The organism is Streptomyces sp. QH1-20 (assembly GCF_041283565.1).
GTDB lineage: Bacteria > Actinomycetota > Actinomycetes > Streptomycetales > Streptomycetaceae > Streptomyces > Streptomyces syringius.
Map to the genome: position 1 here is coordinate 956,959 of NZ_CP166299.1, position 14,647 is coordinate 971,605.

Genomic DNA, 14,647 nt, shown 5'->3' on the forward strand with positions numbered 1-14,647 from the left:
TGCGGCTCAGGGAGTGGACAGGACGGGAGTCTCGAACGGGTCGTAATGGATGCGATCGGGCCGGGTGCCGCTGAGGGTGAGCGTCTCCCTGGCGGAGACGACCATCTGGGCCGGGCCGCTGAGGAAGACGTCGTGCTGGTACCACGGCCCGTACTCGGCCAGTACTTCCGGCAGGGAGCCACGGAATCCGGGGGTGTATTCATGGGAGACCGCGCCCCTGATGGTCAGCCAGTGGTGCCGTTGGGCCATCCGGAGCATGTCGTCGACCCCGTACAGCTCGGCCCCGGTCCGGGCGCCGAGGAACAGATGCACCTGTCGGCGTCCGCCTCTGCGGGCGACCTCTTCGACGAGCGCGCGGATCGGGGCGAGACCGGTGCCGCCGGCCACGAGGAGCAGTTCGCTGTGCTGGGCCGCCGCGTCGAGGACCATGTCGCCCATCGGTGGCCCCAGCTGGAGGGCGTCGCCCACCACGGCCCGGTTCACCAGCGCGCCGCTGACCGAGCCGCCGGGCACCGCGCGTACGTGAAAGGTGAGTGTGCCGTCCTCACGAGGCGCGTTGGCGACGGAGTAGTAGCGCCATCGCTTCGGCCACCAAGGGGTCTCGACACTCACGTACTGGCCCGCCGCGTACGGGTAGGCCATGTGGGGACGGACCGTGATTTCGGCGATGCCGTGGCCGCGCGAGATGCGGTGCACCACCGTGGCGGGCCACACGGCGGGCCGTACCGCCTCGTCCTGTTCGGCCGCACTGATCATGACCTGGGCGACCGTGCCGTATGCCTTCGTCCAGGCGGCGGCGATGTCCGGGGTCCACGCCGACCCGGCGAACCTGGCCAGAGTGGCGAGGAGGCACTCGCCCACGGCCGGGAAGTGCGCGGCGAGGGTGCCGAACTTGCGGTGGTCGCGACCGAGGTGCCCGCAGAAGCGGACGAGGTTCTCGGGGTCGTCGACCAGGTCCACGATGCGCAGCAGCGCGCGCAGGAGGCGATCGCGCTGGGCATCCATCCCCTGCGGGAACATCGGTCGGACTTCGGGGTAGCGAGCGAAGAGAATCGCGTAGAAGTAGACCGTTATCTCCCCTGCGAGGGGCTCGACCACCGCCAGCGACGTCCTGATGAGTCCTATCTCGTGATCCGACAAGGGCGGCTCGGCGGCCGGTGGCTGTCCGGTGCGTACGGCCTGGGCAGGTACCCGGTCCTGCGGGGCCGGGCGTGCGGGGTTGCTGCTTGAACGACCGATCCGGAATCTCAAGGGGCCAGCGCTCCCCCATCCGCTGTCCGACGTGACTTCCGCCGGGCAGACCGCGAGGTGTCATCGCCCTGTGCGCCTCGCCACCGGGGCGCACAGGCGGCGGGACCTTCGCCGGATCCCCGTCGGGAGGGAGCGGCATGGGAGTCGCATGGGGCCAACATAAGTCCTCATTGGAGTGCGAAGGCGACGAAGCGGACGGGGTGCTTCCGGATGCCACCTGATCCTGAATGAGGAGTACGAAGTGAGGAAGGGCCGCACCCACTAGAACTCGGGCCGAGTTCTTGTTGCCTTGCCCCGACCGATCCCGGCCGGAGTGCTGACTTGAGGTATATATCGACCCGGGCCGCTCAGACGGGCGGGGCGACGAAGCAGCCACGGTCGACGTCGTTGAAGGACTCCCGGGCGAGCAGCTCGTTCATGGGACCGGCCGTGCCCCACTGGTCGGTGACCTCGGGCTGCGAGAAGTCGTAGACGTGCGGGTGCCAGGTGTCCTCGTCGAGTTCCTCCAGCTCCGTGGTGTATTCGACGGTGTTGCCGTGCGGGTCGAGGAAGTAGGTGAAGGCGTTGTCGCCCGCCAGGTGCCGGCCGGGGCCCCAGATCTTGCGGAAGCCGGCCCGCTGCACGCGGCCGGAGCCACGCAGGTACTCGTCCAGGCCGCGCATCTCGAAGGAGATGTGGTGCAGCGAGGTGTGCGGGCCCTTGGCGAGCGCCATGGAGTGGTGCCGGGAGCTGATCCGCAGGAAGTGAATGAGGTCGCCGGCGTGCGGGGAGCTGAGGGTGTCACTCAGCGCGAAGCCGAGGTGCTGCTCGTACCACGCCTTCGTCCTGGCCGGATCCGGGGCGTTGAGCACGACGTGGGAGAGGCGGACCGGGATCGCTTCCTTCTCCTCGATCCTGCGGTGCCGGCGGGCCTCGACGTCGGCGGAGACCTCGATGGTGCGGCCGTCGACGTCGAAGAAGCGGAAGCCGTAGCCGCCGCCGGGGGTGTCGATCCTTCCCGGCCGGGAGATCAGCCGCACTCCTGCGGCGAGGAGCCGTTCGGCGAGGGTGTCGACGTCGGCCCGGTTCGCGGCGCCGTAGGAGACGAGGTCGAGGCGCTTCTCCTCGGCCTCGCGCAGTCGCACGACGTACTGCTCGGGGGAGCCTTCGGCGGCGAGGAAGGAGATGCCGGAGTCCTCGGTGACCTTGGTCAGGCCCCAGACGCCGGCGTAGAAGTCGAGCTGCTTGTCGTAGTCGGGTACGGCGAGGTCGACGTGGCGCAGGTGGGTGAGCAGACGTCCGTTCGCTGTCATGGCTGTGGTTCTCCTCAGTCGGGGTGCGGCAGGGCGGCCGGGGAGTCGTCGGTGCCCGTACCGGCGGGGCGAGTCGGAGCCGAGCAGCAGCCACCCGGCTCCGGCGGACCTGAGTGAGCGTTTACGGAAGTTCCTTCAGTACGTCCGAGGTGCGGCCCAGCAGACCCGGGACGTCGGCGTCCCGTACGCCGTCCAGCTGCCACTGGCCGATCCGGACCGAGGTGTCGACGACCGTCCGTACGCGCGGCATCCGGCGGTCACGGTAGGCGGTGAGCAGGGCGTCGTCCCAGACGGCGTGGGCACTGAGCAGCTCGGCGAGGACCGAGGCGTCCTCCAGGGACATGGCGGCCCCCTGGGCGAGGGTGGGCGGGCACGCGTGGGCGGCGTCACCGACGAGGACGACGCGGCCGCGGTGCCAGGGGCCTTCGACCAGATGCCGGGTGAACCAGGTGTAGTTGACCTGCGCGGGGTCGCTGATCGACGCACGGATCCCGGGCCAGTGGCCGCCGTACCCCTCGGCGAGACGGCGCATCTCGTCGGCGTACGACGCCGGGTCGATCGACGCCCGGTCACGGGCGGCTTCGACGAGGAAGGCGTACATCATGGTGTCGCTGGTGGGGCAGAATCCGGCGATGTAGGCACGGCCGCCGTACACCAGGTGCGTGCGGGTGACACCTGCCGGGCGCGGCGCGGGGGTGCGCCAGATCGCCATGCCCGTCGGAGCGGGCCTGTCGGTGATGCCGATGAGCCCGCGGGTGGTGGAGTTCAGGCCGTCGGCGGCGGCCACGAGGTCGTAGCGGCCGCTCGTGCCGTCGGTGAAGGACACGTCGACACCGGTGGCATCCTGCGCCAGCCGGTTCACGGTGCAGCCGAGCCGGACCCGCGTGCCCGATTCCCGGACCGCTGCCATGAGGATCCTCTGCAGTACGGGGCGCCGCATTCCCAGGGTGGCCGGCAGGTCCTCACCGCCGGTTCGTACGTCCTGCTCGGTGAGTATCTCCGTTCCGTCGGGCGTGAGGAGGGTGACGCCGTCGCTGCTGTAACCCAGCTCGCACGCCCGCTCCAGGATGCCGACCTCACGCAGCACCCGCAGGGCGTTGCCCTGAAGGGCGAGACCGGAACCGTGGACGTTCCCGTCGGCCTTGGCCTCGACGAGGTCGACGCCGAAGCCCGCTGTGCGCAGCAGGACGGCGAGTGTGCTGCCGGCCGTGCCACCACCGATCACGAGAACAGTGCGCGTGGGCGTATGCGGGTGTGTCAGGTGAACTACGGACGACTGCGGGGCTGTTGCTGCCACGGGGCTGCCTCCTACGGATTGGTCTTACTCTGCCCCGGCCGCCACAATCATGGAAATCAATCTTCCCTATGGTTCCTATCCACCACGTGGATATCCCCCTGGAGGGCATGCCGCCGCAGTGAATCTCTCCCGGCTCGACCTGAATCTCGTCGTCGCGCTGCGCGCACTGCTGGAGGAACGCAACGTCACCCGCGCCGGCGAGCGCGTCGGGTTGAGCCAGCCCGCGATGAGCGCCGCCCTCTCCCGCCTGCGGCGGCACTTCGGCGACGAACTGCTCACCCGCGTCGGCAACACCTACGCGCTCACCCCGCTCGGCGCCGCCTTGCGCGACCGCACCGCCACCGCCTGCGATCTGCTGGACCGCGTCTTCAGCAGCCAGGCCGACTTCGACCCGGCCACCGCGTCACGCGAGTTCACCCTGCTGGGATCGGACTACGGCGCGGCCGTCTTCGGTGCGCCGCTCAGCCGTGTCCTGCACGAGGAGGCTCCCGGCATCCGCGTCACCTTCCAACAGGCCGGGCCGGCCGTCGTGGAGAACCCCGCCACCGTGCTGAGCACGGTCGACGGCCTGCTGATGCCGCACGGCATCATCGACGGCTTCCCCGCCACCCACCTCTTCCAGGACCGCTGGGTGTGCCTGGTCGCCGACGACCATCCGGAAGTCGGCGAGGAACTCACCCTGGACGATCTGGCCCGTCTGCCCTGGGCCGTCTACCAACGCCCTTACGACGCACCGGCGGCCCGGCAGCTCAGCATGATCGGCATCACTCCGCACGTCGAGGTGTCCGTGCACACCTTCCAGCTGCTGCCCTACCTGGTCGAGGGCACCCGCCGTGTCGCGATGATCCAGGAACGACTGGCCCGGCGCGCGGCGAGCCTGGCAGCCGTGCGGGTGCTGGAGTGCCCCTTCGCGGCGGTACCGGTCCAGGAGGCCATGTGGTGGCATCCCGTACACACCCAGGACGCCGCGCACATCTGGCTCCGGGAGACCGTCACGCGGGTCGGGGAACAGCTCGGCGGCCCTCGCGCCGGCACACCGGGCGGCCACTGACCGCCGGAGTCAGCGCACACCGTCCGCCCCGAGGTGCTCGACCAGCGCGCTGAGGACGAAGAGGTTCGGGATCCCGGACACCGCGGGGCCCGGCCCGTGCCACCTCCCGTCGATGTCGAGCTCGACGGCCTCCTCACGGATCCTGAGTCGCCGGACCTGCGGCCACCACGCACCGACCTCCCCAAAGCCGATCTTCTCCCTGGTCAGCCAGATGTCACCGAAGGCCAGGCGTTCACCCCGGTCAAGTGCGTCCAGCGAAGCCGGTAGTCGGGAGCGGGTGACGTCCCGCTCGATCTCGGAGCGCCATTCCGCCGCGTCGCCGTGTTCCGGCCTGCCGCTCAGCACGACCCGCTCCCCGCCGACACCGGTGAGCGTGCAGGAGGTGTCGGCGCGGGCCGGGTCGTGGGGGTGCGGGGAGCCCGTGCGGAACACGGAGGTGGTGTCGTAGCGGACGACCAGGATCCGCCCCTTGACGGCAATCGTCATTCCCCGCACGTACAGGTCCAGTCGCGCGTCGTCGCGCCCTTTCGTCGCGGACAGCCTGCCGTACCGGACGAAGGCCGGCAGACCGCGGATTCCCCGGGCCCACGAGGGCTTCGCATGTGTCGTGTGCGCGGCCGCCGCGTAGGTGGCACGCCGCTTGCCGAGGTGCTCGCGGCCGGCCGCTGCCGAGATCCTCGCCAGCAGCAGCTCCTCGCCGCGCGTACGCCACGCCGGTCCGGTCACTGCGTGGTCCCGGTGAGGCCCAGGCAGGATTCGTCCCCGCGCAGAATCATCCCGTGCGTCCGCCGAAGCACCCGGCCCGGAGAGACCCCCAGGTCATCGGCCAGACGGCGGCGAGTGCCGTCGAAGACGGCCAACGCGTCGGCCTGCCGGCCGCTGAGGTACAGCGCGCGCATGAGCATCGCCGCGACCGATTCGTTCAGGGGCTGCTCCCCGGCCAGGGCCGACAGCTCGGCGATCGCCTCGCAGTGCCGTCCCAGCCGGAGCTGCCAGTCGAGTTTCCGCTGCACGAGGACGTCCCTGCGCGCGGTCAGGCGCAGCCGCTCCAGCTCGGCCAGCGGCCCGGGCAGGCCGGCCAGGGGCTCGCCCCGGAAGAGGTCCAGCGCCTGGGAGCAGGCGCGGACCGCCTCGGTCAGTTCCCCCGACCGCTCGGCGGTGCCGGCCACGGTGATCAGTTCCTCCACGCGTGCCACGTCCACGGCGACCGCGCCGGGGAGCAGCCGGTAGCCGCACCGGTCGCGCTCGATCGCCGCGACCGGGCTGCCTCCCACGCGCAGGAGCTTGCGCAGCCGGTAGATGTACACCGGTACCACGTTCGTGCTCGGCGGCTCCTCCCCCCACACCCCGTCGAGCAGTTCCTGCCGGCTGACCGTCCGGCCCGGGCCCAGCGCCAGCGCCGTCAGTACGGCCTGCTGGCGCAGGTGCCCCAGGTCCAGGGGCTGTCCGTCGCGCCATGCGCGCAGTGGTCCGAGCATCGATATCCGTATCCGCGGTTCGGGCGTGTGGCCGGTGGCCGTCGATGGCACCGGGCTGGTCGCCCGTCTGCGGGGGCCGCGGCCGGGGGCGACCAGACCGCAGTCGAAGGCGTGGACGATGGCGGCGGCCCGGTCGCGCAGCCCGAGGGTGACGAGGATCCGTGCGAGGTGCCGGGCCACGGCCTCCTCGGGGATGGCGAGGGCAGCGGCGATCTCGTCGTCCCTCAGACCGCAGCCGACCGCGTAGAGCACCTCGCGCTCCTGATGTCTGAGCGTGGTGACGGTCGGCTGGCCGGTGCTTGCGGTGATCGGCATGGTGGCTCCCGGGTCCGGGCTGCTTCCTGCTGCGGATGCCGTCGACGCTGGCCCCGGCGCCGTTTTACGGACAGGCCAGAAGACCGGCCGTATCCGGCCGGTGGTCGCGCTAAAGTCCGCCACCTGGGGAAACGCTCATTCGAGGGGGAGGCCGTGACCTGTGGCCAGTGAGTTCAGCGCGCTCTTACGGCGGCTGCGGCACGACGCGGGAATGACTCAGGAGACCCTGGCGGAACGCGCCGGAGTGGGCGTGCGCACCCTCCGCGGACTGGAGACCGGCGAGCGGACCGACCCCCGGGTGACCACGGTGCGGCTGCTGGCCGACGCCCTCGGGCTGGCGGAGGAGGAGCGCGAGGACCTGCTGGCCGCGGCCATCCGCCGGACCGGTCAGGGACACCCGCCGGACGACCCGGCCGGCCACGTCCCGCCGGTCGTGAGGCAGCCGGCCTCGGTGTTCCAGGAGGCCCTGGACGGCATCGGCGAGCAGCTCGCGCAGGCGGTGGCCGCTCGCTGGCAGCGCGAGGAGGAGCACCGGCAGATCCACGACCCCTACCCGTTGCCGGTGCGCTGGAGGCCGGCTCCCGAGGAGCTGACCGACCATTGGGCCAATATCCACTGTCTGCCCGCCGGGTCCGTGCGCGGCCCGCTGGACCTCAGCGGGCGCCTGGACGAGATCGGGGGCATCTACCGGCGTATCCCGTCCGGGCGGTTGGTGGTGCTGGGCCGCCCCGGCTCCGGGAAGACGGTCCTCGCCGTGCGGTTCGTCCTGGACCGCCTGAAGTCGAGAACCCGCACCGATGCCGTACCGGTGATCTTCAGCATCGGCTCGTGGGACCCCACCGCCCTCACGTTCCGGGACTGGCTCACCCGGCAGCTGACGCGTGATCATCCCGGCCTCGCCGCTCCGGGACCCGCCGGGCCGAGCCTGGCCGCCGCACTGGTCGAGAGCAGCCGGGTGCTCCCCGTGCTGGACGGCTTCGACGAGATCGCCGACGGTCTGCGCCGCCCCGCACTGGAGGCGCTCAATGCCACCACTCTGCCCCTGCTGCTGACGAGCCGGCCGTCCGAGTACGCCGCCGCGGTGGCGGAGACCGATGTGCTCACCGCCGCCGCGGCGGTGAACCTGACCGATCTCACCCCGGACGACCTGGCCGATTACCTGCCGCGCACCACCCGCAAGGCCCGTGGCCAGGACCCCGCGAGGAACGCATGGGACCCGGTACTGAGTGAGCTGCGCGATCGACCGCACAGCCGGGCCGGTGCCAACCTCGCCGCGGTGCTCACCACCCCGCTGATGGTGACGCTCGCCCGTGCCGTCTACAGCGACACCCCCGGCCACGACCCGGTCTCGCTGCTGGACACCCGGCGATTCGGCAGTCCCGGTGAGGTGGAGGAGCACCTTCTCGACAAATTCGTGGCCTCCGTCTACCGTCCCCGGCCGGAACACCGTCCGGGCAGCGGCCCGCGCCGCGACGTCGACCCGGACCGCGCCCGGTACTGGCTCGGTTACCTCGCCCACCACCTGGCCCGGCTCGACAGCCCCAACCTGGAGTGGTGGCGGCTCGGTTCAGGGCTGCGCCGCTCCACCCGCACGCTGGTGACGGCGCTGATGACCTGTCTGGTCACCGGGCTCGTCGACTGTGCCGTCGGCACCCTCTTCGATTCCCTCGGATTCCAGCTCGCGGACGCGCTGGCCGTAGGGATCATCGCCGGGCTCATGTTCGGGACCACGTACTGGTTCATGGTCGCGGCCGGGAACACGGCGGTCGCGCCGTCCGGCGTGCGCGTGAAGATGTCCGGCAGGCCGGGGAAGGCCGCGCGGAGGGCCGTCCCCCGACTCGTGATCGGACTGCTGGGCGGGCTCGTCTTCGGCTTCGGCTACGGCTTCGTACGCGGAGCGCACAACGGCGTCCTCCGCCACTCCGGGCTGCCGCACGCCCTCCAGGCCGGTCTCTGTGACGGCATCATCTACGGGCTGGTGTTCGCGCTGGCGGCCGGCCCCAGCTTCGCCCTGCTGAGTCTCCTCGAGGCGCCTCTCGACATCGGGTCCGCCATCAATCCGGTCAGCCTGCTGCGCACCAACTTCCGCACGGTCGCCGCCCAACTCCTCGTCTGGTTCCCCACGTTCGGCATCCTGGTCGGCTTCGGTGCCGAGGTGGTCACGCGGCTCTCGCCGGCCCTCCTCGGCCCGATCGTGTGGAGCACCACGTCCTCGTTCAAGCTCGGCCTCATCAGCGGGCTCGGCGGCGCCCTCAGCTACGCCCTCAGCCTGACGGCGTGGGGCCAGTGGGTGGTCTTCTCCCGGATCTGGCTGCCGCTGACCGGCCGGCTGCCCTGGTCCGTCGTCACCTTCCTCGAGGACGCCTACGCGCGGGGTGTCCTCCGCCAGGCAGGCGCGGTCTACCAGTTCCGCCACGCCCGTCTGCAGGACCACCTCGCCCGCACCTACCGGGAACCCCGCGTCCCCCGACAGCCGAGCGGGCCGGGCGGTGCCCCTCCCCCGTGACAGCGACGATCCCCGGCTGCCCCGGGCGGGAGCTCGGTGGTGTCACGCGGCGCCGAACACCACCGCCGAGTTCTGGCCGCCGAATCCGAAGTTCTGCTTGACGGCGACGTCGATCGAAGCGGGCCGGCCCACAAGGGGGGTGTAGTCCAGGTCGCAGTCGGGGTCGGGATTCTCCAGATTCGCGGTGGGCGGCACGAACTTCTCGCGCATGGCGAGCAGGACGCCGACGCTCTCCAGCACCCCGCACGCGCCGCAGGCGTGGCCGATGACCGATTTGGGCGCCGTGATCGCCACCTGCCGCGCGTGAGAGCCGAACGCGCGCTTGATGGCCGCGGTTTCCGCCCGGTCGTTGAGCGGTGTCGACGTTCCGTGTGCGCTGACCAGGTCCACGGCAGTGGTGTCGAGGCCGGCGTCGGCGCAGGCCAGCTCGATCGTCCTGGCCGCCACCGAGCCGTCGGGCCGGGGAGCCAGGGCATGGTGGGCGTCGCAGGTGGACGCGGCGCCGAGCACCTCGCCGTGCACGGTCGCGCCGCGCGCCAGCGCGGACCGCTCGGACTCCAGCACGAGCACGGCGGCGCCCTCGGCCGGCACCATGCCGTCCCGGTCGCGGTCGAACGGGCGGGACGCGCGCACCGCCTCGGCCGCGGGCCGCCGGGACAGCGCGTCCAGCAAGCAGAACGACGCCAGGCACGGCAGGTCCAGCCAGCTCTCCACGCCGCCGACGAGCACCACGTCGGCGGTGCCGTCACGCACCGCGCGCATGCCGGCCGCGATGGCGTCCGTCGAGGACGCGCAGGCGGTCGAGAGGGTGAGGACCGGGCCGGTGATGTCCAGCTCCTGCGCGACGAACCCGGCCGCCTGGTTGGGCAGCAGACGGAGCAGGCCGAGCCGGTTCATCTTCGACCACCCCCTCTCCCGCAGAACCGTCACGAGTTGCGCGGTCTCGTCGAGCCCACCGCCGCCGGTGCCGACGTACAGCGCCCCCGGCGCCGTGCGCAGCCTCGCGTCCGCCCGTGCCTTCATCGCCGCGGCGAACAACAGTTGCTGAAAGCGTGAGGTACGGCGGACCTGCTGGGCGGACATGTGCTCGCGGGGGTCGAACCCCTTGACCACGCCACCGACCTGGCACGGCAGTGGTTGCTCGAGTTCCAGCGCCGAGATCGCGGGCCGTCCCGCGGCCAGGGCGTCCCATAACTCGTCCGGTGTGCCGCCCGCGCACGACTCGACGCCGATGCCGGTCACCAGCACGCGGTGGCGCGCCACCTCGGACATCACAGCGCGCCCGACATCGCGTCGGCCACGTCTCCGACCGTGTGGAGGTCGGAGATCCTGATACTGGTGTCCGCCAGCTCGACCCCGAATTCCTTCTCCAGCACGGCGATGAGCTCCAGCGCCTCCATGGAATCGAGTCCCAGCACCGGCCGGCCGGGATCAGCGGCGTAGAAGAGGGCGGAGTCGCGGGTGATGGCCACCTGGGATTCGCCCAGGTCCGGCCGGATACCGATGATCGCTTGGGTGACCACGTTCAATGCCTCGGACATGTGGAATTCCTTTCTGAGGTTTTCACGGTCGGATCGCGGAGAAGTACACGCAGTGCCGCGTAATGGTGAACGGGGCGCGCTCGTATTGCTTTTCCATCGTCTCCGTGAGGAGTTCCGCGGCGGTGTGCCGGTCGATCCCGGGCAACGCGGCGGTGGCGAACATGGGGGTCGAGCACAATGCGGCGAGAAAGCGCGGACCGAGGGTGAAAGCCCGCTCGGTGGTCACCACTTCGGTGAAACCACCGGCGGCGAGGGCGGCCTGGTAGTCCCGGACGCTCCTGCGCAGCCCCGAGGGCCGGCCGGCGGCCGACCGGGCCAGCGGAAGCCCACGCGTCCGGGCGACACTACGGGCCGTGCCCACCAGGTCGGCGTACAGGGGCAGGTCGGCCGCGGTCTCGGCGCCCGAGTAGAAGGCGGAGTTGAACACCAGGCGTCCGCCACCGGTGAGAACCTGCCCGATCGCGGCGAGCGCCTCGTCGAGGTCCGGGACGAGATGGACGCAGTTGGCCAGCACGACGGTGTCGAAGGTGGCCGGGGGGAACAACCGGGAGACGGATGACGCGTCGCCCTCGACGAACCGGGCCCGGTCGCCGAGACGGGCCCGTGCCGCGTGGAGCAGGTCCGGTTCGGGGTCGGCGCCGACCAGGGACATGGCCGGGTCGCGCAGCAGCAACTGCTCGCTGACGGCTCCGTCCCCGCACCCCAGGTCGAGGACGGCCGGCCCGGAGCCGACCGGGACCAGGTCGAGCAGCGCGCGGTTCAACTCGGCGTATTCCGGGTCGCGACGCAGCGCGGCGTAGTCCGTGGACGGTTCCGTACCGCCCGTGAATCGGGAGGATCCGGTGTCTGCTCGTGCGTTCATGAATTGACCCTCCAGCGGCGCGGCCAATGAATCGGCGCGGTGCGGAATGAATGACGGGGGCCGAAGCTACCAGCGCGTCCGAAGAGCAACAAGAGCGGTTTTCCCCGGGCCGGTGCCCCGATCTGCGTGACCAGCGGACACAGCCCGATTTCATCTTTCTTTCATCGCGACCGGATAGCTTCGGCCGCCGCACCGAGGCGTCATAAGGAGAGCATCGTGATCGTGATTCAAGGCCGGCGTCGCACCGTGTCGATTCGGTGAGACATTGAAGTTCACAGAATTGGGTGACAGCACGGTTCCCGCCGGCCGACTGGTGTTCTGGACACCGACCGCCCCCGACTCGGCCTGGGCGGACGACCCACGAGCGCCCGCGCTCGTCCACGAGCACCATGTGCGGGCCGCGGCCGCGCGGGGGCCGCGGCACGTCGATCCGGCCTGGGTCGGGGTGTCGTTCGGGGTGGGCCGGGTCAGCCGGCATCGTATCGGTGCGGCGTTCTCGGCCTGGCTGCGCGGTCACGAGCACCTGCGGAGCCGGCTGGTGCCGACCCGCGAGCGGTGCGTACGCCGCACGCTCCCCGCGAGCGCGGTCACGCTGCGGAGGGAGGAGGCCGGCGACTTCGCCGACGGTGCCTCGGTCCGACGACAGATCGAGGCCTTCTTCGACCGTCGCGCCGCCCCGCTGGGGTGGCCGCACGTGGTCTTCGCGACGGTCGAGGGCACGGGCGGGGTGACGGTGTTCGCGGGCTCGGATCACGGCATCGTGGACGGCTACACGCTCGCGATGATCCCGGGGCAGATCCGCGACCTCCTGGCAGACCGCGCCGAGCACCTGCCCGGGCCGACCTTCCTGGACTTCGGCGCCGAGGAACGGATCCTGGTGGACCGGCTGCCGGTGGAGTCCGCACACGCGGACCACTGGCGGACCCTGCTCTGCGACGCCCACGACAGGACACCCGCCTTCCCGCTGCCGCTCGGCGCGTCCGAGGCCCGGCTCACGCAGCGCAGTGCCTACCGTTGGCTTCTCGACGAACCCGCGACCGCCAGGTTCGCCGCCGCATCACGCCACGGCGGGGGCAGCACCGCCGCGGGGCTGCTCGCCTGCCTCGCGCTCGCCGCGGGGAAGATCGCGGGTGAGCGGCACCTGTCCGTGGTGAGCCTGGCCAACACCCGGCCCGACCGGTGGCGGACGGCACCGGGCTGGTTCGTCGGCCTGCACCCGGTCCGGATCCCGACGGCTCCCGGGGCGGTCTTCACCGACACCGTCGCCCTCGCCGCCGCCGAACTGCGGCGCCGCAGCCCGGGCCCGGGCAGTTCCCTGCCGCACATCAGCCGGATGCTGCGCCGGGAGATCCACCCCCGGTTCGTCGTGTCCTATCTCGACGTACGCCGAGTGCCGGGCACCCCGCCGCGGCAGGAGGACGTGATGCTGCGCAGCCGGATCCACGGCCCGGCCGAGGTGTACGTGTGGCTGACCAGGAGCGACCGCGGCGTGCACGTCTCGACACGCTTCCCCGACACGGTCGTGGCGCTTGCGAACGTCGAACGCTTCCTTATGGCCGCCGCGCACGCCGCCGCCCGCGCCGTGGACAGCCACCGTGCCGAAGCGGTGCCCGCGCCCGTCTGACCTGCCGCCCCATGGAGGAGGAGACCTACCGTGCGTATGACCCAGATACTCGACTGGCGCCCCGAGCCGGGTGAGGTGGTCGAGTTCGAGCTCATCACCGACCGGGCACCTGTACCGCATCACGTACCCGCCTCGCACTTCCAGGAGTCGCACCTGCGGTCGGCGGCCGCCCACCGCGCCGCCGGACGACAGCAGTCGCCCTGGGTGGCCGTGGCCTTCGACCTGGTGGGCCGGGCCGACCTGGACGCGCTCACCGAGGCGTGGCAAGGGCTGGTGCGCCGGCACGAGGCGTTCCACACCTGGTACGAGCCGGAGTCCGAGAACCTGACCGGTTTCCGTCTGCCGCCCGATTCCCTCACGGTCCGTCCGGCGCGCGTGGGCGACCTCACCAGCGCGGACGACGTGCGCGCCCACGTGCACCGGCGGATCGACGAGCAGACGACGACGGGCCGGCCGGGTCTGCTGGCCGGCGTGATCCGTCGGGACACGGCGTCCACAGTGTTCTTCGCGATCGACCACTCCTACACCGACGGGCACTCCCTGGCACTGCTCTTCGACGAGATCCGCGCCCGGTACGACGCGGCCCGCGGCGGCACCGCACTCGACCTGGCACCGGCATCCGGCTATCTGGACTGCAACCGCCGCGAACGGGACCGCTCCGCGTCGCTGACGGCAGCCGCGCCGGAGCTTGCCGCGTGGTCGGAGTTCCTGGCCGCGGGGGACGGCGGCTTCCCCGGCTTCCCTGTCGAGTTGGGCAACGACGCCGATGAACTGCTGACCGGCACGCGGCTGCAGTACCCGGTGCTCACCGGTGCCGAGGCGCGTGCGTTCCGCGCCTATTGCGGCCGGCACGGCGGCGGGTTCGGCGCCGGTGCCTTCGCCGCGCTGGCCCTCGTACAGTGGGAGTTCACCGGCAACGACGTCTACCGCGTACTCACCGCCGTATCGACCAGGGCCTACCCCCGGCTGCTCCATGTGCACGGCTGGCTGGTCAATCTCGCGCCCTTGATGTTCCGGTTGCCCGCCTCGCCGACTCTCGCCGACGCGATCGGCGCCGCACAGCAAGGCTTCCAGCGCGCCCGCGCGGGATATGACGTACCACTGCACCGCGCACTTGAACTGCTCCTCGAAGACGGCGAGGTCCCGGCCATCCCACCCATGGCGTCCTATGTGGACGGACGGGCCGCGCCGGGCGCCCGTGACTACCTGAGCGCCGACGCGACCGTTCTGACCGGCCCCGACAACGCCAGTGGCGTGTCGCTGTGGTTCAACTGGTTCCCCGACCGGGCCGACTTGGTGGTCAGCATGCCGGACACCCCGGAGGCCGCGACGGGTGTGCCGAAGTACCTCGACCGGGTGCGGGAGATCATGCTCACCGCACTGGCCGGCACCCGCCCGGCCTCCTGAGGGGGTGCGCGGGCCGACCGACA

12 protein-coding genes are annotated in these 14,647 nt (G+C 71.4%); 4 read left to right on the forward strand and 8 right to left on the reverse strand.

The genetic code is table 11. The annotated features are described in order from the left end of the window. Positions 1-6: 6 nt before the first annotated feature. The 3 genes from AB8O64_RS04375 to AB8O64_RS04385 all read right to left on the reverse strand — a co-directional run bounded on the left by AB8O64_RS04375 (position 7) and on the right by AB8O64_RS04385 (position 3,840). Positions 7-1,251, reverse strand: coding sequence for a globin domain-containing protein (locus tag AB8O64_RS04375; RefSeq protein ID WP_370417949.1), 1,245 nt, complete (start codon positions 1,249-1,251; stop codon positions 7-9). Between the two features lie 347 nt (positions 1,252-1,598). Beyond that, positions 1,599-2,543: a VOC family protein gene (locus AB8O64_RS04380; protein WP_370417950.1), complete on the reverse strand. Its 945-nt coding sequence runs from the start codon at positions 2,541-2,543 to the stop codon at positions 1,599-1,601. A gap of 121 nt (positions 2,544-2,664) precedes the next feature. Then, a complete protein-coding gene (locus AB8O64_RS04385) occupies positions 2,665-3,840 on the reverse strand; it encodes an FAD-dependent oxidoreductase (RefSeq protein ID WP_370417951.1) in 1,176 nt (391 codons plus the stop codon). A 118-nt stretch (positions 3,841-3,958) separates the two neighbouring features. Between AB8O64_RS04385 and AB8O64_RS04390 the strand changes: the two genes are divergently transcribed. After that, the gene (locus AB8O64_RS04390; protein ID WP_370417952.1) at positions 3,959-4,891 is read left to right on the forward strand and encodes a LysR family transcriptional regulator; all 933 of its coding nucleotides are present in this window, start codon (positions 3,959-3,961) and stop codon (positions 4,889-4,891) included. 9 nt (positions 4,892-4,900) lie between these two features. Here the strand turns inward: AB8O64_RS04390 and AB8O64_RS04395 are convergent, their stop codons facing one another. Both AB8O64_RS04395 and AB8O64_RS04400 read right to left on the reverse strand, forming a co-directional pair. After that, a complete protein-coding gene (locus tag AB8O64_RS04395) occupies positions 4,901-5,617 on the reverse strand; it encodes a DUF6585 family protein (protein WP_370417953.1) in 717 nt (238 codons plus the stop codon). After that, positions 5,614-6,684, reverse strand: a complete 1,071-nt coding sequence (locus AB8O64_RS04400; protein ID WP_370417954.1) for a BTAD domain-containing putative transcriptional regulator — start codon at positions 6,682-6,684, stop codon at positions 5,614-5,616. Before AB8O64_RS04400 ends, AB8O64_RS04395 begins: the two co-directional genes overlap by 4 nt. Before the next feature lie 211 nt (positions 6,685-6,895). On the opposite strand from AB8O64_RS04400, the gene AB8O64_RS04405 reads away from it, so the two are divergent. Continuing rightward, positions 6,896-9,190, forward strand: a complete 2,295-nt coding sequence (locus tag AB8O64_RS04405; RefSeq protein ID WP_370417955.1) for an NACHT domain-containing NTPase — start codon at positions 6,896-6,898, stop codon at positions 9,188-9,190. Positions 9,191-9,232: 42 nt separating this feature from the next. Here AB8O64_RS04405 and AB8O64_RS04410 read toward each other — a convergent pair whose 3' ends face one another. Genes AB8O64_RS04410 through AB8O64_RS04420 form a run of 3 tightly spaced genes read right to left on the reverse strand, consistent with a single transcriptional unit; the run spans position 9,233 to position 11,593 of the window. Further along, the gene (locus tag AB8O64_RS04410) at positions 9,233-10,453 is read right to left on the reverse strand and encodes a beta-ketoacyl synthase (protein ID WP_370417956.1); all 1,221 of its coding nucleotides are present in this window, start codon (positions 10,451-10,453) and stop codon (positions 9,233-9,235) included. A gap of 8 nt (positions 10,454-10,461) precedes the next feature. Beyond that, on the reverse strand, positions 10,462-10,731 hold the full coding sequence (locus tag AB8O64_RS04415) for an acyl carrier protein (protein ID WP_370417957.1): 270 nt from the start codon (positions 10,729-10,731) through the stop codon (positions 10,462-10,464). A 22-nt stretch (positions 10,732-10,753) separates the two neighbouring features. Further along, complete coding sequence (locus AB8O64_RS04420) at positions 10,754-11,593, reverse strand: class I SAM-dependent methyltransferase (protein WP_370417958.1); 840 nt, start codon at positions 11,591-11,593, stop codon at positions 10,754-10,756. Positions 11,594-11,873: 280 nt separating this feature from the next. Between AB8O64_RS04420 and AB8O64_RS04425 the strand changes: the two genes are divergently transcribed. After that, positions 11,874-13,217, forward strand: coding sequence for a condensation domain-containing protein (locus AB8O64_RS04425; RefSeq protein ID WP_370417959.1), 1,344 nt, complete (start codon positions 11,874-11,876; stop codon positions 13,215-13,217). A 36-nt stretch (positions 13,218-13,253) separates the two neighbouring features. Next, positions 13,254-14,624, forward strand: coding sequence for a condensation domain-containing protein (locus AB8O64_RS04430; protein ID WP_370417960.1), 1,371 nt, complete (start codon positions 13,254-13,256; stop codon positions 14,622-14,624). Positions 14,625-14,647: the final 23 nt, after the last annotated feature.

Bases quoted from the DNA above. Each gene is read 5' to 3' on its own strand.
- AB8O64_RS04400 (WP_370417954.1), bottom strand. From the start codon at position 6,684: ATGCCGATCACCGCAAGCACCGGCCAGCCGACCGTCACCACGCTCAGA.
- AB8O64_RS04380 (WP_370417950.1), bottom strand. From the start codon at position 2,543: ATGACAGCGAACGGACGTCTGCTCACCCACCTGCGCCACGTCGACCTC.
- AB8O64_RS04430 (WP_370417960.1), top strand. From the start codon at position 13,254: ATGACCCAGATACTCGACTGGCGCCCCGAGCCGGGTGAGGTGGTCGAG.
- AB8O64_RS04415 (WP_370417957.1), bottom strand. From the start codon at position 10,731: ATGTCCGAGGCATTGAACGTGGTCACCCAAGCGATCATCGGTATCCGG.
- AB8O64_RS04420 (WP_370417958.1), bottom strand. From the start codon at position 11,593: ATGAACGCACGAGCAGACACCGGATCCTCCCGATTCACGGGCGGTACG.
- AB8O64_RS04405 (WP_370417955.1), top strand. From the start codon at position 6,896: ATGACTCAGGAGACCCTGGCGGAACGCGCCGGAGTGGGCGTGCGCACC.